Consider the following 18,924-nt stretch of genomic DNA (forward strand, 5'->3'; position numbering starts at 1 on the left):
AAAAGTAACGGATAAATTTCTAGCTAGTCTATAAGGGAGTCATAAATAGCCTGTTGAATCTGGGTACGTAAGCCAGACTTTACCAACAGGTTGTTCCGCATCGTGGGGTAAGTTCTGTTAGATAGGAATACGTAAACAATTTCCTCTTCTGGGTCTGCCCATGTGTAGGTTCCCGTAAATCCGCTATGACCAAAACTTTTTCTGGAAACACAACCACAAGTTGGCCCACTATCCTTTAGCTGCGGTTTATCAAAACCCACACCCCTTCTTACATCCTTATCACAGAAATAGCATTTATTGAATTTTTCTATGGTTCTGGCGTCCAGAAAACGGTGCCCCCCGTAATACCCGCCTTGAAGGTACATTTGCATCATTTTGGCCACATCATTGGCATTGCTGAACAGTCCTGCATGACCACCCACTCCGCCCTGCATGGCAGCTCCCATATCATGTACATAGCCCTGAACGGTATCGTATCTAAAATAATCGTCTTCCTCAGAGGGTACTATTTGGGACTTATTGAATTTTTCTATAGGGTTGTATGCTGTTTTATTTGCTCCTAATTTCCTAAAAAAGTGCTTGGCCGTCAACACATCCAAACCTTCTCCGTAGGTGTCCTCAATAAATTTTTTAAATACATAATACGCCACATCACTATAACGATAGCGGTTGGATTTTAACTCCTGTCTTCCTATTCTATTGTAAATGGAGTCTTTATAGGCATTGATGAGGTACATCCCATCAAAAACCTTGATAGTGTGGTTTTCCGTTGGATAATTGTTATAAAATTCTTCGGAAGGTTTTCTTTTTTCATTTAAGGTACTCACGTAAAAAGCGATCCACGCGGGCAGCCTACCGTAATGTGAGAGCGCTTTTAGAACGGTAACATCCTTTAATTCAGAATCTTGATATTCCGGTATTAAATCCTGAAAGGTATCATTTAAGCGCATTTTACCCTCTTCCTCCATTTTCATGATCATGGGCAGCGTTCCCAGAATCTTGGTTACGGAAGCTAGATCATACATATGTTCCGTTGTAATACTATCTTTAGATTCATAGGTGGGTTTTCCAAAGGCTTTGTGATATACCACCTTACCCTTTCTTGCCACCAATACTTGTGCTCCGGGAAACATAAGGGAGTCCAAACCAATTTGCACCAGACTGTCTATCCTGGCGAGTTTAGGGGCACTAAATCCCACGCGTTCCGGGGTACTGTACCCCAATCTTGCAATTGATTTTAGGGTGATTCCGGTATGTACCGGAAAAGCACTATTGGCGGTAACAGGAAGCTTCCCATTGGCACCTAAGGCACCGAAAAGCACCTGCGCCACTTTTTGCTGAGCCACCTTGCTATTTTGATAACCCAGCACTACGGCATCAATAGCCTCAAAATTAATGACGTCCAACAGGGCATAAGGTTTTGTAAATAGCGCCAAAACAGTATTACTGCTGCGCATTCTAGCAATTTCCTGCAGCCAGAACAATTCATTTTTAGTAAAATTATGACCCTTCCATGGGCTAGCGTTACTTTTATGGAGGCCAATAATCACCAAATTAAAATTCTTTAACTGCGATTGAAAATCGGCACTGTTTTTACCGTCTATCTTGGTAATGTCCCCATATTTTTTGAGCGCATTTAAAAATGAGGTACCGTCATCATCACCAAACTGGACATACGCTATCTTCTTTTTTTCCAGACTTTTAATCGGTAAGAGCGAAAAACGATTTTTGACTACGGTGATTGCCGCTTCAATCGCCTCCTCGTAGACAATATCATCCTCTGGCCTATTCAAATCCTCGTAAAGCCCCTCTGATTCCAAAGGCCTGTAATTGTTTAACCCCACCTTATACTTTGCCCTAAGAATTTTCTTTACTGAATAAGCCAAGCGTTCTTCCTTAATTTTACCTTTGTCATAAGCAGTTAAAAGAGCTTTTTTAGCACTGACAACATCAGTGGGCATCAAGAGCATATCGTTGCCGGCAAGAAAAGCCGTTAGGGCTACTTCTCCATCAGTTGCATAGGTTGAGACCGCTTTCATGTTCAAGGCATCGGTAAAGATGAGTCCTTTAAATCCCATTTGTTCCTGCAACAGGTTGGTGACTACTTTTTTTGAAAGAGAACTTGGGTATCCCTCCTTTTTTTCAAGGGCGGGAACGGCCAAATGGGCAATCATGGTACTACCAATACCAGCGTCTATCAATCTTTTAAAAGGATACAATTCAATACTGTCCAATCTCTCCTGTTCATAATTGATATACGGCAAGGCCTTGTGAGAATCCGTTTCCGTATCCCCGTGTCCAGGAAAGTGTTTGGCCGTGGCCAAAACACCGGCCTGCTGAAGGCCCCTCATAAATGCAATTCCCTTATTGGCCACATTTTCCCTGTCTTCTCCAAAAGAACGATTTCCTATGATTGGATTTTTAGGGTTGGTATTAATATCAACGTCAGGTGCAAAATTAATGTGCACACCCAAGCGCTTGGCGTGCAGGCCAATGCGGTAGCCCACCTTTGTAACGATGGTATCCTCTTGAATGGCACCAAGGGTCATATTCCAAGGAAAAGCGTAGGTAGAATCCAATCGCATGGCCAAGCCCCACTCGGCATCCATGCCAATGAGCAAAGGCACCTTGGATACTTTTTGAAAGCGATTGTTCCATTGTAACTGTTGTTGTGGACCGCCGGTTGAAAAAATGACGCCACCTAGTTGGTGCTCCTGTATCAGGGCTTCCATTTTGGCCAAACTGGCATCACTCTGACTGGACGCTGCGCTTACCATAAACAATTGCGCAATACGTTCTTCCGTGGTCATGGCCTCATAGGTTGCATTGACCCAACTGTCTTGGGCAAGGGAATCTTTTGTGACCAATGGATGCCTTTGGGAGCACAACGTCAAGGGCAGGAAAAGAAATAGTAAAAGCTGTTTGGTCAACTTCATAAAAAAGTATAGAATGTTAACTAGTTGAAATTTAAAATATTGTCCAACATCTAGGTAAGAAACTTAAATCATCTTAAGCTACATGAGCCTTGCATGCCAACTTTCGGAAGCCGGGACCTCCCAACTCTCCTCATATTCCTGTTTGGTGGCCACAAGGTTATTAAAGACCACTGTATTCTTGGAGACTGCCCTGTTCTTGGCCATAACCTTAAAGTCTTTCAGGTTTTTGTACGCAATATATTCTCCTTGTTTGTAGGAAACGTTCATTTTATCCAATAAGTCTACCTGGTATTTTTTTTCCAGTGCTTGTATAAAATGTACGGAGGCGTCAATGGAACAGCCGGATGCCAATGCTTTTGTCTGATCAAGGCCAATAACGATAAAGCGGTTATAACGTATTTCAAAACCTGCGTTAAGGTCCTGACCGTGGGCGGTCCATTGCTTTAGAAATTCTGCAACCGCAGAGCGGACCTCAATGATTTCATCCCCAGAAAAACTGCGACTGCATTGGTATATCCAAATTCTTGATTCAGGCGAAAGGTCTTTAAAATCTACCAGCATATTCTTAATTTGAACTACAATTATTTGTAATGGCTTAAAGGTCTTCTACGTTGGCAAGCAACTCTGCTATATCCATTACGGCGATACTTGCCTCCTTTTCCTTGTTCTTTACGCCGTCCGTCATCATGGTGTTGCAGAACGGACAAGCGGCGGCTATAATTTCTGGTTGGGTTTCCAAGGCCTGCTCCGTACGCTCAATATTTACATCTTTGTCCCCTTTTTCCGGTTCCTTGAACATCTGGGCACCACCAGCACCACAACATAGGCCTTTTTTTCTGCAATTCTTCATCTCTACCAGTTCTGCATCCAATTTGGAGATCAATTCCCTTGGCGCCTCAAAAACATCATTGGCACGTCCTAAATAACAAGGGTCATGATAAGTAATCCGTTTTCCTTTATAGGTGCCGCCTTCTAAGGTAATCCTCCCTTCATCTACTAATGCCTTTAGAAACTGGGTATGGTGCAGCACTTCATAGGTTCCACCTAGACTGGGATATTCGTTTTTAATGGTGTTGAAACAATGGGGACAAGCCGTGACCACTTTTTTAATTTCATAACCATTCATCACCTCTATATTGGTCATGGCCTGCATCTGAAATAAAAATTCGTTTCCTGCACGCTTTGCAGGGTCGCCCGTGCAGCTTTCCTCGGTACCCAACACTGCAAAAGAAACCCCTGCTTTGTGCAATAGTTTTACAAAAGCTTTGGTGATTTTCTTGGCCCTATCGTCAAAACTACCAGCGCAACCCACCCAAAAAAGGACTTCTGGCTGTTTACCTTCGGCAAATAAAGAGGCCATGGTAGGTACATTTAATTTGTTTTCCATCATTGACTTTTTAAGATTCTTGGGCCCAGTTAAGACGGTCCATCTGATTGAAGGGCCAAGGTGCACCATTGTTCTCTAAATTGCCCATCATATTATTTAAATCTGTTGGTGCGGCAGATTGTTCCATGACCAGATAGCGCCTCATCTCGGTAATTATGGACAAGGGGTCAATACTTACTGGGCAAGCTTCTACGCAAGCGTTACATGTAGTACAGGCCCATAACTCTTCCCTGGTGATATAATCATCCAACAACTGTTTTCCGTCCGGCACAAACACCCCTTTATTGGCATCGATATTTTTCCCAACTTCCTCCAGTCGGTCACGGGTGTCCATCATTATTTTGCGGGGCGATAACAGTTTACCTGTTTGGTTTGCCGGGCATTCGGACGTACAACGTCCACATTCCGTGCAGGTATATGCATTCAACAACTGCACCCAGTTTAAGTCCTGCACATCGGAGGCCCCAAACTTCTCCGGTTCTTCGGCATTTTCTGCACCGGTAGCAAAAGGATCGGCAGCTGGGTCTAACATTAGCTTTACCTCATTGGTCACTGCCGCTACATTGCTCATTTGGCCCTGCGGAACCAACTTGCCATAGTAGGTATTTGGAAACGCCAACAGAATATGCAAATGTTTGGAATAATACAAATAATTCAAAAACGCTAAGATGCCCAAAATATGCAGCCACCAAGCACTTCGCTCAATAAGGATGATGGTAGATATGGACATCCCATCAAACAAGGGGGCAATAAAGCTACTGATTGGAAATGCACCTGCCTGTTCATAGCCTGCGGCACCCAACTGTTGTAACTTAAAATCGGCTGCGTTCATGGTTAGAAACAGAAACATCAATACCAATTCAATATACAAAATAAGGTTGCCATCTTTTTTGGGCCATCCTTCCATTTCTGGTTTCAGAAAACGTTGCAGGCGCATCACATTCCTACGAATCCAAAAAACAACAACGGCAACAATGACCAAGAACGCCAACACCTCAAAAGAACCTATCAAGAAGTCATAAACACTGCCCAACGGGGCAAAAATGCGATGTGTCCCCAAAAGGCCGTCAATCACAATTTCAAGAACTTCGATATTAATGATCACAAAGCCCACATAAACAATAATGTGCATAAGACCCGCAACGGGCCTAACCACCATTTTGGATTGGCCTAAGGCGATGCGTGCCATGTTACGCCATCTTTGTGGTTTATTATCGCTTACCTCAGCGTCTTTTCCCAGCAAAATATTACGACGTAATTTTTTTACGTTTTTAGCAAAAAACCCTATCCCTAGAACAAGGGCTATGGCAAATATGATATTTGGAAGGTATGACATATCCTAGTTTTCTTTGGTAGCAGCGGGGTCGTTTTCGGGAAGTTCGTACGCTTTTTGTTTTTTTCCAAAAACCGATACGTTGACATAGCGTTTTGGATTTAAACGAAAATCCTGAAGCAGCAGGTCCAATTCTTTGGAGGCATTGCTCAAATTATCATAAAAAGCGGCATCATTGGCCAATTTCCCAAGGGAGCCCTCACCGCTTTCAATTTTTGTGAGCATACTGTTCAAATTTTTCACGGTAGTCTGCAGACCCTCAACGGTTGCTGCCAAATCCGACGCTGCCAGGTCTTCCGAAAGTTTTGCAAAATTTGTGGTGATGGTGTTGATATTATGGATAGAGCTGTCCAATTGCTTTTCATTCTTTAACAACAACTTATTAAAAGAGTTTGCACTGGTCTGAAAGCTGGAAACCAACTGGTTTAAACCAATAATGCTTTGCCTCAGCTCCGTTTTGGTCCTTGCATCCAACACATCATTAACACTCACCAAAAGGGAATCTGCATTGGTCACCGCATCCTCTACCTTTAATTGCAAGGGAGTTAACCTTTCTTGCACCAAATCCGTAATTCCAGGCTTTACCCTAGAGGTAAGCGTATCACCGGACTTTGCTAAGGGTGCACCGTCTTGCACGGGTATGACCTGTACGCCCTTACCCCCAATTATTCCAGTATCAAATATTTCCGCAAAACTGTTCTCAGAAAAATGGTAGTCGTTCTTTACGGAAAAGGTGACCACTGATTTAAAGTCATCCCCCTGAAAACGGATGGCATTTACATTACCTACGACCAATCCATTGATGGATACCTGAGTGCCCACCTGTAGGCCCCCTACATGATCGTACACGGCATGAAAGGTGGACGAATTATCAAAAAGCGACGATGATTTTAGATAACTGAAGCCAAATAAAACGGCAAGTATTCCTAGAAGCACTAAAATTGCTGTTTTAACTTCCCTAGATATTTTCAATGGTAGTTGTTTTGAGTTTCTAACAAAATTAGGAATATTTTTCGGACAGCATCAATTGCCCTGGATTCATTTCAACGCTTCCTTTAACGGAATGCGCACACCATTCTTGTACGCTACGATGTAAGCTCCCGCATAGCCTTTGGAATTGGCTTTGGCCTTTAGGCTTTTGGCATTATCATAAGATGTGGTGGCCCCGTACATATAACGGAACAATTTGTTCACCGGTTCTTTTGAGAGCTGGTCCAGACCTTTAAAATTAGATGGCACTAACGCAATGACCTTACCACTGGCCATTAACTGCACCTTAAATAGGACATCATCTACCTTAGGTTCTGGTTGTTTTTGAACAGGTTCAACCACCTTTGCTACCGTTTTTTCGGTGTTTTTTAACGGAGGGTCCACAACCTTGCTTTCTTCCTTTTTGGCGATGCTTTCCATACCTTTTTCCTGAACGGGACGCGGGATATCTTTGGACTTCTCTACTACCGTAGGTACGGGATTGGCTTGGACCACCACTCCATTCTTATACTTTATGATAGCATCTGCGATTGCTGCCCCCATGGCCTTTTTTCCCTTGTCGGAATTGAGGTAGCTACCTTCACTTTTGTTGGTTAAAAACCCTGTTTCCACCAAAACACTTGGCATAAAGGTTTGATGCAATACGATAAAACCAGCTTGTTTCACCTTCCTGTCCTTGCGCTTAAGATTTTTGGTGAAATTATCTTGCATCAATTTGGCCAACTGAATGCTTTGGTCCAAAAATTCTTCCTGCATCACCGTTAACCCTATGACGGATTCCGGGGAATTTATATTGTACTCAGCGTACTTTTCCTCATAATTGTCCTCTAAATAAATAACGGAGTTCTCTTTTTTGGCAACTTCAAAATTCTGCTCGTTGGCATGTAGGCCCAATACAAAAGTGCCGGCCCCGTGTGCATCGGAATTGTGGGAGTCACAATGCACGGATACAAACAAATCCGCGTTGGCCTGGTTGGCAATTTCACCTCGTCTAAACAGGTCTATAAAGGTATCATCCTTTCTGGTGTATATTACCTTAATATCGGGGTCCTTCCCCAGTTCCTTGCCAATTTCCAGCACAATGTCCAGCGCAATATCCTTTTCTAAATACCCATTGCCCAAATTACCTGGGTCATGGCCACCGTGCCCGGCGTCCAAAACCACAATAAATTTTTTAGGGTTCAAAGGTTGCGGTCCCACTTCCACAAAAGCAAGCGAAACCAAGGAAACAATGATTACCGCTAAAACAACCAACTTATTTTGAGTCATATCGCTACTGAAATTTTATTCCCGTTTCTTGGTTAAATTTATGGTAAGACCAAGCAAACAGAAGGAAAAATATATGTAAGTTTGACTTTCAATAACCGAGCCAACCTGTTACAAAAATAGGATTTATCGCCTTGCAATCAAATAAACAGCTTTTTCTTTCAATTTTATTGCTGGTGTGCGCTAGTTTATCCATGGTTGCCCAAGAAGACCCCATCATTCCCTTACCCATAAAGGCCATACAGGATACCATACGGGCGCCAATCCTAACGGAAAACCCAAATAGACCACCTATCCCGGTAGACACCTTGGTACAGGACACCACGGTAGAGAACAGCGGCACCCTTTTGGACAAAATTGTCTACAAGGCCAAGGATTATGTTAGGCTAAGTCAAAAAGAAAACAAAATCTATCTGTATGATGAGGCCGAAATCTACTACCAAGATGTGGAGTTAAAAGCCGGTATTATTATCCTGGATTATGTAACCAATGAGGTATATGCCGGCCGAATTAAGGATAGTACGGGAACGTACACGCAATTGCCTTACTTTAAACAAGGGGAACAGGTAGTTATTCCAGACTCTATCCGTTTTAATTTTGATACGGAAAAAGCCTTGATCTGGAACTCAAGGACAGAACAGCAAGCTGGTGCCGGAGCTATTGGTTCCGATGCGATGAAGGTTTTGGCAGAAATCACAAAAAAAGAAAATGATTCCGTTTACTTTTTAAAAAACGGAAAGATCACCACATCCAAGGACACTCTGGATCCAGATTATTACATCCGTATTAGAAAGGCAAAGTTTGTTCCTGGTAAAAAGATTATTGCCGGATTGAGCAATATGTACCTCGTAGATGTCCCTACCCCGTTGGCATTGCCATTTGCCTACTTTCCACTTTCGCAGGGACGAACGGGAGGACTTATATTTCCAACCTTTACACAAGACCCCAACCGTGGTTTTGCGGTCCAAAATGGGGGGTATTATTTCCCTATTAGTGACTATGTGGACCTAAGCGTGCTTGGGGATTACTTTACCAACGGGAGTTATGGCTTTAGGACACAGACTACCTATGCAAAACGCTATAAATTTAGGGGCACCGTTAATTTTAGATATGAAAACCAGATTTTTAGCCAAAAGGGATTCGATGATTACAGGCGTACCACCTTGTATAATTTGCAGATATCACATTCACAGGATACCAAATCCAATCCAAATTCCAGGTTTTCAGCATCCGTCAACCTAGGAAGTAGCCAATATTTTACCAACTCCTTTAACCAAATCAACGTTCAAAACACCCAAAACAACAACCTAAGCTCTTCCGTTTCCTATTCTCGGACCTTTCCGGAATATCCTTCTGTAAATGTTAGTATGACGGCAACGCACAACCAAAACACACGTACAAGGCAGGTTACCCTTACCTTACCCACCGTACAGGCCAGTATGGAACGTATCTTTCCTTTTGCCAAGCGGGACGGTATAAAAAAAGGCATTCTACAAAACGTAAATTTTCAGTACAATTTAAGGGCGGAGAACCGGATTCAAACAAACGATTCCATTTTCCCCTCCCTCCAAATGTTTGACGATGCCCGGGTTGGGGCAAGGCACAGTATACCCTTGAACACCAACTTTAAGGTGGCCAAGTACTTTAGTGTTTCCGTGGGTGGCAACTATGAGGACGTCTGGTCTTTTGAAACCTTTCGTAGGGGTGTTGTAGAAGGTGACGAAACCAATAGGGAGGTTGTCTTGGACACCATTAGCGGTTTTGATCGCTACAATAGATACGGTCTCAACGCCAGCATAGGAACAACACTTTACGGCACCTTTAATTTTGGGGATGACAAAAAACTGCAAGCGATACGGCATGTGGTCCGACCTCAAATTGGGTGGGGCTATACCCCCTCTTTTGAGCAATTTTATGACACCTACACGGATAATGATGGTGATCAAGTGCTCTATAGCCCCTTTGAGGGGACGCTAAATGGGGCACCGAGCCTTAACAAGGCCAATTCGCTTTCGTTTTCTGTCCAGAATATCATTGAGGCCAAGGTAAAGGATAAAGATTCAACCGCTCTAGAACCTAAAAAAATCACCTTGCTCAACAACCTAAGTTTTAGTACCGCATACAATTTTGAGGCAGACTCCCTTAAACTTGCCCCAATAGGTTTTACCGGTGGAACAAGGATATTGAACGAAAAAATGAACATCAACTTTTCTGGCACATTGGACCCCTACACGGTGGACAACAACGGCAGACGGGTAAATACGTTTAATGTGGCCAATGGTGGAAGTTTGCTGCGGTTTACCAGGGGCTCTTTAAACCTCTCCTACTCCTTAAATAGTGACATTTTCAATAAAAGCAAGCCCAAGGACGAAGCAGAGGATGCCAGTGATGAATACCGCGCTGCCAGTGGTGGTAGCACTGATGACCTTTTTGGTTTTGGATTGGACAATAGTAGAAGAACCTCCCAACCCGATCCAGACGACGATGGGGAAGTTGCCCCTTATGCCAACAAACTCCCATGGGATTTGAATATGCGATTTGCCTTGGGATACAACAACAGCAATAGGCAAAACCAAGTGAACACCGCAAGTTTAATGTTTTCCGGTAATGTGACCCTTACCCCTAAATGGGATGTTAGGGTATCTTCTGGCTATGATTTTGTAGGCAAGGGCTTTGCCCAGACCCAACTTGGGTTTACACGGAACCTAAAAAGCTTTAACCTAAGGTTTAATTGGGTACCTTTTGGACAAAATGAGCGTTGGGATTTCTTCATCGGAATCAGCAGTTCCATACTATCTGATCTGAAGTGGGAACAAAATAGCCAACGTTTTATCCGATAACTTTTTGTCCTAGGTGTTTCCTTCTTGTATTTTGATGCTTAAATTGGCCCGTAGAATGTTTATAACAACGCGAAAATGAAAAAAATAATACGTACAAAAAATGCCCCTGCACCAATAGGACCTTACAATCAAGCTATATTGATAAAGGATACCTTATACATTTCTGGACAAACACCTATTGACCCAACAACGGGAAAGCTGGTAGAAGGTGATGTAAAAGTGGAGGCCAAACAGTGTATGGAAAATTTAAAGGCTATTCTTAAAGAAGCGGGAATGACTTTTGAAAACGTGGTGAAAACCAGTATTTTCCTTAAAGATATGCATCAATTCTCCTTGGTAAACGAGGTGTATGGTGGTTATTTCAATGCAGACACTGCCCCAGCAAGGGAAACCGTGGAAGTTGCCAATTTGCCCATGTTCGTAAATGTTGAAATCTCCATGATTGCCGTGCAATAGGGGAAACTGAATCCTCCAATAAGCATGTTTGTGGGTTAGATGGTGTTTTTATGAAACTCCACCAAGCCCTCTATGGGCCTTTGGCGTACTACCCCTAAAATTAAATCGTTCCGGTGGATAACAGTGGCCAACTCATCCTTTAGGTAGTGGGCAATACTGCCCACAAAATTAATGGGGACTTTTGTGGCCAGCTCAAACTGCATGATGTAATTGTTCACAAACTGCTGAAATGCCTTGTCAATGACACCCCGGCAATAGGCATGGTCCTTGTTTTCCACGATAAAGCGTGCAAAAGTAGCCAGATAGGTATTTGGATTGGGCTGTTTGTATAAGTTGTCCTTGATGACATCCGCGTCCAGTTGATACTCTTTTGCAAATTTAATGCCCAAATCTTGGGGCATTTTATGGAAATAGTAATCCCGCAACAACTTTCTGCCAAAGAAATTTCCACTTCCATCATCCATTAAGATATACCCCAGCGAAGTTACTTTCTGAAATAGCTGGTGTCCGTCATAATAGCTACAGTTAGAACCGGTGCCCAAGATACAGACAATACCTTGGTGCCCAATTTTGGTGGTTGCATAAATGGCGGCATAGGTATCTTCCCGTACTTCTGCCTTTGCTTTGGGAAAAAAGTCCTTAAAGATATCTTTGAGAAATATTTTCATCCTATCCGTACCACAACCGGCCCCATAGAAATAAAGATGTGTTACCGATTCCTTGTTCTTGGACAACTCAAAGTTATTGGCCAAGCGGTCCTCAATAACCTCGCGGGTAAGTACTTCTGGGCTAAGGCCTAAGGTCTGGGTCATAAAAAGTTGATTCCCTTTGGAATCAAGTGCGATCCAATCGGATTTTGTGGCACCACTGTCTACAATCAATATCATATGCTGGGGTATATTACTTTAGGGCTGGCCAATAGGCGTTCTAAAGAACTAAAAAATGTGATGTGCAGGCAAACCAAATAGTCATTTACCCTTTTGGCTAGGCCAATAAAAATTCCCAAGAACGCTTTATAAAGTGAACTTGGGAATGTAAACCATTCTAAAAATTTATAAACTTGCGATATGGGCGGATAAATCCAACATTTTATTGGAGAAACCGGCCTCATTATCATACCAAGAAATAATTTTGAAAAACTTGGGGTTCAACTCAATTCCCGCAGAGGCATCAAAATAGCTGGTATGTGGGTCGGAGATAAAATCCTGGGACACCACCGCGTCTTCCGTATAGCCAAGAACACCTTTTAACTCTCCTTCCGAGGCCGCTTTAAAGGCCTTTTTAATTTCCTCATAGGATGTTTCTTTCTGCAAACGAACGGTTAAGTCCACCACGGAAACATCTGCTGTGGGAACCCTAAAGGCCATACCGGTAAGCTTGCCTTCCAAAGCGGGTATCACTTTGGTTACCGCCTTTGCAGCTCCTGTTGAAGCAGGAATAATGTTTAACATGGCGCTTCTTCCGCCCCTGTAATCCTTTTTTGACGGACCATCTACCGTAAGCTGGGTTGCTGTGGTAGCATGCACGGTTGTCATCAATGCCTCCTCAATACCAAAATTATCGTTCAAGACCTTTGCGACCGGTGCCAAGCAGTTGGTGGTGCAAGATGCATTGGATACAATGGTATCACTGGCTTTTACCTCATGGTGGTTTACCCCAACCACAAACATGGGCGCATCTTTGGACGGTGCTGATATGACGACTTTTTTAGCACCACCGTCTATATGGTACTGTGCCGTTTCCATAGTAGTGAAAATACCGGTGCATTCCGCAACAATTTCAGCGCCTACCTCATCCCATTTTAAATTTTTAGGGTCACGTTCTGCCGTGATGCGCACGGTATTGCCATTTACCACCAAATGACCATCTTTTACTTCAACGGTACCATCAAACCTTCCGTGGACTGAATCGTATTTTAATAGATATGCCAAATGCTCCACATCCAACAAATCGTTGATGGCCACCACATCTATATCATCCCTTTTAAAGGAAGCTCTAAAGACCAAACGTCCTATTCTTCCAAATCCGTTAATACCAATTTTCAATTTTGCCATTCTATTGTATTTAATATTTAAATGTTATGTTGTCATTATATCAGATACCCGCACCAGCTCCTCATCCACTGGCGTATGGGCCTTAATGGCCTCGCTGATTGGGGTCAAGATTAAATTATTGTCCCTAATACCAACCATATAATTGGATTTGCCGGCCATGAGGGCCTCTACTGCTTTAACGCCCATTCTACTTGCCAGTACACGATCAAAACAGGTGGGACTCCCGCCTCTTTGCATATGGCCTAAAACGGAAACCCTTACATCATAAATAGGTAAGTGTTCCTCCACGTAATCCTTGAGTTCAAAAACGTTTTTTCCTGTTTTATCCCCCTCTGCAACAATTACAATACTGGAGGATTTTCCAGATTTCTTGCTTCTTTTTAATGATTCCAACAATCTTTCCAATCCCAAATTTTGTTCTGGAATCAATATTTCCTCAGCTCCGGCCCCAACCCCGGCATTTAAGGCAATATGCCCTACGTCCCGCCCCATGACCTCAACAAAGAAAAGGCGGTTGTGGGAACTTGCGGTATCCCGTATTTTATCAATGACCTCTACTACGGTATTAATGGCCGTATCAAAACCTATGGTATAAGAGGTGCCTAAAATATCATTGTCAATGGTGCCCGGAATGCCCATTACCGGAAAATTGAACTCTTCATTGAATTTTAACCCACCCGCGAAGCTACCGTTACCGCCAATGACCACAAAAGCATCAATGTTGTGTTTTTTAAGCTGATTATAGGCCTTTTGCCTTCCCTCCGGCGTTCTGAACTCTTCACAACGGGCAGATTTTAAAATGGTACCCCCCTTGTTGATGATGTTGTTGACACTCCGTGCTGTCATGTCCTTAAAGTCTCCATCTATCATCCCTTGGTAGCCCCTGTAAATAGCTGCACATTCCAGCTTCATAAAAGCACAAGTCCTTACTACCGAACGGATTGCGGCATTCATTCCTGGGGAATCCCCACCTGAGGTCAATACGGCAATTTTCTTTATCTGTTTGGTCATTTTTGGTAATAAAAAACCAAAACTAGCAAACTTCTTCTAATAAAAAAATGACCTTTGTCCTAATTTGAAATTAAAGCGTAACTCAATCGATTTCGCTTGGCCAAACTTCCAGAACAACCGCAAATTCCCTATATCTTTGGTTGTTTCCGTTTGCTGGAAAACTGGATTAGACTGTCTTTGCCCATAACGGAATTAAAAGGTTGTTTTTCTAGGTTCCCTTTTTGCTTTTTGCTGGATTCCACTTCCTTTTTGTCCAAATTAAAAATACGCCGAAACAACCCTTGAAAAGTATTAAAATCTACTTGGTAAGAAAGACCTACCCCTTGGGTATAGCCTTGCTGGCCATCTGCCAAAAACTGTTGAATTTCGTTTTCACGGTTAAACACCTTAGCACTTAAGGAACCATCCTCGTTTAGCAAAATTTGAACTTCAACGTCACCAGCAACTACGGTTTGGGACACGCCACCTACCGGAACACCCACCCTGCCATTGACCAAAACCCGATCGGATATTTGTGTGGAGATGTTTACCCCAATGCGATCTTCCGTATCTATGCCCGTATTCCCGTCTAAGTAGCCCTGTTCATAGGACAATCCAATGTTAAGTTTGTCATTACCTTCACCCAATACCTGATTCAGAAGGCCAGAGGCCGCCTCACCCAATATATTTCCAGCTACCGCCTGCTGATTTAGGCCCGTTTGCTCATTGACAAAAGTACCCTGTGCCAATAAAAAGAAGGCGTTGTTACTTTCGATTGTGGGGTCTTGTAAACGATACTCCAATTCTGATTTTACCACCGAGTTGGTTCCTGGAAATTGGATGTCAAAGTCTATGGTGGGACTTTCCAGGACTCCATCTAGCCTTACGACAACCTCTGTAGGAATACGCCTGGTATAACCGGGGTTATCCAACAGTGGGGCAGGATTGGCATTTAATGCATACTTAGCTTGCAAGTCTAGCTGGGCCTGCAATGGGTCACCTTCCCAAATTAAACGCCCACCTGGTTCAACAACAAATGTTTTATCTATAATGCCGGCCCTTTTAAACCTAAAATCACCGGTAACCACCGCAAACTCGCCATTCATGATAAATTTATCATTGGTGTTGATTTCTATCAATAAAAGCCCTGCACCCGTTCCTTTTAAAGTACTTCCAGATTCCCTATCTACAATAATTTCCACCTCTGCATCTGGGGTAACCTCCAAATCAAAAAAGAGTTCCACACCCTTATATTCCTCTACCGTTCTTTCTTTGACCATGTCATTTAAAGAACGTTTTTCCGTAAAATTAATGAAGGAATAATCCCCTACACTGGTTACATCACTAAGCGGTATCTTTAACTCCGTTCCGCGGGCAGATGCACCCTCAAAATCAATATTCAATGCAGTGGTGGGCCCGTAAATCTGCCCGGTACCAGACACAAACCCAGTACCGTAGTAAAGCTGGCCCTCGTCAAACTCGGTGTTCAAGATAAGAAAACGATCGTTCTGTGTTTCCACGTTTAAATTTAATATCCAATCATCAAAAGCGGTATGGCTAATGGTACCATCCAACACACTTTGGGTATCAAATACCGTATCGTTCAACAGAATATCCTGAAATTCAAAGGTCTGGTCAAACAAGCGTATACGGGACAATGGTGCAAAATCATAATTCACATTCAGGTAAGGGATGCCCAGGCCAGCTTCGTTTAAGCTAAGGCTCCCATCAATTAAGGGACTATCCACAGCACCGGTAATTCTTGCGTTGCCGCTGGCAAAACCCCTTATTTCTGAAATGATGCCCTGGCCAAGGGGTGCAAACGGACTCAAATTAAAATCGTTCAAGGAGGCTAATAAATCTAGGGTAGTCCCAGTGGGATTATTGTTGATTTTACCATTGAGACCAAAACGCTCCTGCCCCTCCTGTACCAACCAAGAATTTACCCCAAATTCCGTTAGGTCATTATTTCCAAAGACCACAAGCTCCATATCCCCCAGTTCCATTTGGTTTACCGAAAAATTTCCTACTTCCAAACTGGCAGACGGCAGGTATTTTCCTTCTTTTTGCAAGATGTTCAAAAATCCGTTGACCTCGCCATCCAAGGCCAAACTATCGATTTCTGGGGTTATTTTATTTAAGGAAACAATCTTAAACTGAAGCTGTAAATCTTTATAGGTAGAATCCGCAAGTTCCCCTTTAAGCCTTATTTGCTCATTCTTGCCATTGTCCATGACAATATCCGAAATTTGGATACTATCCAAGGAACGGTTAATGATCACTTTGTTCTTACGATTTCCTGCCTTGTTCAGCACCCATTTGTTCCCCTTAAAGTTCACTTCAGAAGTCTTAAGGCCGATAACGGACTTGTTATTTTGATTAAAGGTGTGGTAAAAATTAAGGTTATAGCTATCATTAAGTGCGCTGCCACCCTTAAATTCTGCCCTAAAAAATAAGGTATCCTTTAGCGTAGTGTTGATTAGTTGAAAATCCTTAAGGTCATAGTAGACCGTAGACATATTATCCACGGAAATAAAGGTATTGAAAAGGGGGTTTTTATTATCAATTTTTAGTTCTATATCATCTAATTTATTGTCCAATACGGCCACCTCGGGCGATTTAAAAGTTAGTTTTAAATCGCCCTCATCAGCCACGATATTTCCCTTAATAAAGGTACCTGCCCCTAGATTGACATCCGGCATCAGTAGGTTTACAATTTTGTTGTAAATCTTGAAGTTGAAGTCGAGTTTTTGACCACTGGAAATTTCAAAAGGTTTGTAATTGGTATAGATACTGCCCACGGAATTCTGAAAGAGTTTGGGCAATTCCGCTATTTTAAATTTTCCCCGCATGTAACCGGTGATGATGTCCGGAGAGTTGATTTCCACCAATCTTGTGGAATCTTTCTGGAAGATGGATGTTATCTTAAAATCATCAAAATAATAGGTGTCGTTTCCATTCTCGTAATTGGTATCCTGAAATTTGACTTCCCCAGACATATTATCCAAGGTATTTCCTGTGATGTCCATTCTAACATTACCTTTAAAAATGGATATATCGTTCTTAACAAAATTCAGGGCATTAAAGTCTGCATAAGCAACATCCGCAATGAAATTAAAGTTGTTTCGCTCTTCGGCAAAATCTGCAAGTCCCTTAAAACTTAATTTAAAGTTTTCGTCATCGGCCACCAAATTGCCATCAAAAAGGGATTCTTTTAAAATTCCTGAAACCTTTAGATTTTGATAAGTATACCCATTGAACTGAATACTGTATACCTCCCCTATGGCTTCCGTGTTAAGATAATCTGCTATAAAACCTTTACCTTCCACATTAACGTCCAAAGTGGCCTTACCCAACCTTTTACTGTTGGCAAATGCCCCCAAATCAAAACTCATCAAAGAAATAAATCCACGGTAGGAGGCTTTGTCCACATTGGTAATGTTGGTAATCTGCAAATCTGAATAGCTGCTTCCGATGGCGGTCTGTAGGTTAATTTCCGCATCTACCGAAGAAGGGGTGACCTCCGTATTCCCCCGAATGGTAAATTGTCCAAATTTTTGAAATGAACTGGGAATGGATTTGCCCAAAATATCTGGCAACAGCCCTCTTAATTGATAGTAACTAGAGGTTACATTATCCATTTTAGCGTTCATGATAAAAGGTTCTGAGCGTTTAAATATGTTTCTGAACCTAAAATCTCCCCGTACCCCGGTATTGTCTGACAGCAGAATAAGCTCGTTAGCTTCAAAATCGTTTAAAGTACCTTGAACCGTACCCGAAAACAGCGCTTTTTTGTCCCTGCCAAATTCGTTATAATACACATTGACTTCATCAAAAGCAACCTCAGAATCCAAGAACGTACCCGTGATTTTTACCTTGTTCAAAAAGTCCTTAAAATCTTTACGCTCATAATCAAACACCAGATCGCCCTGCAGTTTGGACGCCGTGGTACGGAGCAGCAAACTATCAAAACGCATTTGTTGTTTGGTGTATTTAAATCGGGTCTTTAGCTGTTGTATTCGCAATTCCCTTTGGGTGTGCAGCGCCAAACTTTCTATTTGCATGGACACCTTGGGGCCAACCACCAAAAAGTCTGTAGCGGTAATCTGTAGCTCATCAAAATTGAGCAGATGAACGGTTTCCCTATTTTCATCGATTAACCGATAACGCCCATCCTGCATGGTAATCTCCGTTGCCGATAAATAAAATGGTGGTTTACCGGGGTCCCGTGGTAAACTATCCGTAAGCTTGGCTACAAAAACATCCAGATTGGAATCCTCCTCCCCTTCATAGGTTTTCATCTTAAAATAGGGGGTTTTGGCACTTATACCTCCAAATTCCAATTGGCCATCACGTATGTTTTTTAAGCTGAGCAGGGAAGTGGAAAGCTCCTGAATATAAAACAAGGTGTCTTTACGGTGGTCCTCCACAAAAATCTCATTGATATCCACTCCCAAGGTAAAGGGGGAAAACTTTACCTTTTTAATGGAAAAACCCGTACCGTAGGTAGTGTTCAGATGATCTGTAGCCCGTTTGGCAAGGTGGGTTTGCACCGCAGGAAGCGAAAACACCACTGTTGCGATAACCAACAAGAGTAAGATTACCAAAAGAGTGCGAAGCAGTATTTTTCTCAGTTTTTTGATAACACTATACCTTTTATCTTTGTACTAAC

Annotated in this window: 12 protein-coding genes; 2 read left to right on the plus strand and 10 right to left on the minus strand. The window is 42.6% G+C overall.

Translation table 11 applies throughout. The annotated features are described in order from the left end of the window. Window positions 1-23 precede the first annotated feature (23 nt). The 6 genes from I595_RS16130 to I595_RS16155 form a co-directional block, all read right to left on the minus strand. Window positions 24-2,936 (minus strand): glycoside hydrolase family 3 N-terminal domain-containing protein, encoded by a 2,913-nt coding sequence (locus tag I595_RS16130; protein WP_054560489.1) that lies wholly within the window; start codon window positions 2,934-2,936, stop codon window positions 24-26. Window positions 2,937-3,014: 78 nt separating this feature from the next. Beyond that, on the minus strand, window positions 3,015-3,497 hold the full coding sequence (locus I595_RS16135) for a hypothetical protein (RefSeq protein WP_054560490.1): 483 nt from the start codon (window positions 3,495-3,497) through the stop codon (window positions 3,015-3,017). A gap of 34 nt (window positions 3,498-3,531) precedes the next feature. Then, window positions 3,532-4,323 (minus strand): (Fe-S)-binding protein, encoded by a 792-nt coding sequence (locus tag I595_RS16140; RefSeq protein ID WP_054560514.1) that lies wholly within the window; start codon window positions 4,321-4,323, stop codon window positions 3,532-3,534. 10 nt (window positions 4,324-4,333) lie between these two features. Then, complete coding sequence (locus tag I595_RS16145) at window positions 4,334-5,659, minus strand: 4Fe-4S dicluster domain-containing protein (protein ID WP_054560491.1); 1,326 nt, start codon at window positions 5,657-5,659, stop codon at window positions 4,334-4,336. A 3-nt stretch (window positions 5,660-5,662) separates the two neighbouring features. Continuing rightward, window positions 5,663-6,628 carry an MlaD family protein gene (locus I595_RS16150; RefSeq protein ID WP_054560492.1) on the minus strand — a complete coding sequence of 322 codons (966 nt, stop codon included), beginning with the start codon at window positions 6,626-6,628 and terminating at the stop codon, window positions 5,663-5,665. A gap of 66 nt (window positions 6,629-6,694) precedes the next feature. After that, on the minus strand, window positions 6,695-7,915 hold the full coding sequence (locus tag I595_RS16155) for an N-acetylmuramoyl-L-alanine amidase family protein (RefSeq protein WP_054560493.1): 1,221 nt from the start codon (window positions 7,913-7,915) through the stop codon (window positions 6,695-6,697). 191 nt (window positions 7,916-8,106) lie between these two features. Between I595_RS16155 and I595_RS16160 the strand changes: the two genes are divergently transcribed. After that, complete coding sequence (locus tag I595_RS16160) at window positions 8,107-10,752, plus strand: putative LPS assembly protein LptD (RefSeq protein WP_245628312.1); 2,646 nt, start codon at window positions 8,107-8,109, stop codon at window positions 10,750-10,752. A gap of 75 nt (window positions 10,753-10,827) precedes the next feature. Beyond that, a complete protein-coding gene (locus tag I595_RS16165) occupies window positions 10,828-11,208 on the plus strand; it encodes a RidA family protein (protein WP_054560495.1) in 381 nt (126 codons plus the stop codon). 35 nt (window positions 11,209-11,243) lie between these two features. Here I595_RS16165 and I595_RS16170 read toward each other — a convergent pair whose 3' ends face one another. From I595_RS16170 to I595_RS16185, 4 genes are all read right to left on the minus strand, one after another. Further along, on the minus strand, window positions 11,244-12,095 hold the full coding sequence (locus I595_RS16170) for an N-acetylglucosamine kinase (RefSeq protein WP_054560496.1): 852 nt from the start codon (window positions 12,093-12,095) through the stop codon (window positions 11,244-11,246). A 165-nt stretch (window positions 12,096-12,260) separates the two neighbouring features. Beyond that, window positions 12,261-13,262, minus strand: a complete 1,002-nt coding sequence (gene gap, locus I595_RS16175) for a type I glyceraldehyde-3-phosphate dehydrogenase (RefSeq protein ID WP_054560497.1) — start codon at window positions 13,260-13,262, stop codon at window positions 12,261-12,263. A 24-nt stretch (window positions 13,263-13,286) separates the two neighbouring features. Then, on the minus strand, window positions 13,287-14,273 hold the full coding sequence (pfkA, locus tag I595_RS16180) for a 6-phosphofructokinase (RefSeq protein ID WP_054560498.1): 987 nt from the start codon (window positions 14,271-14,273) through the stop codon (window positions 13,287-13,289). Between the two features lie 128 nt (window positions 14,274-14,401). After that, window positions 14,402-18,841 carry a translocation/assembly module TamB domain-containing protein gene (locus tag I595_RS16185; RefSeq protein ID WP_245628311.1) on the minus strand — a complete coding sequence of 1,480 codons (4,440 nt, stop codon included), beginning with the start codon at window positions 18,839-18,841 and terminating at the stop codon, window positions 14,402-14,404. Between the last annotated feature and the right edge of the window lie 83 nt (window positions 18,842-18,924).

Origin of the sequence: Croceitalea dokdonensis DOKDO 023, assembly GCF_001306415.1 — a bacterium.
Classification (GTDB): Bacteria; Bacteroidota; Bacteroidia; order Flavobacteriales; family Flavobacteriaceae; genus Croceitalea; species Croceitalea dokdonensis.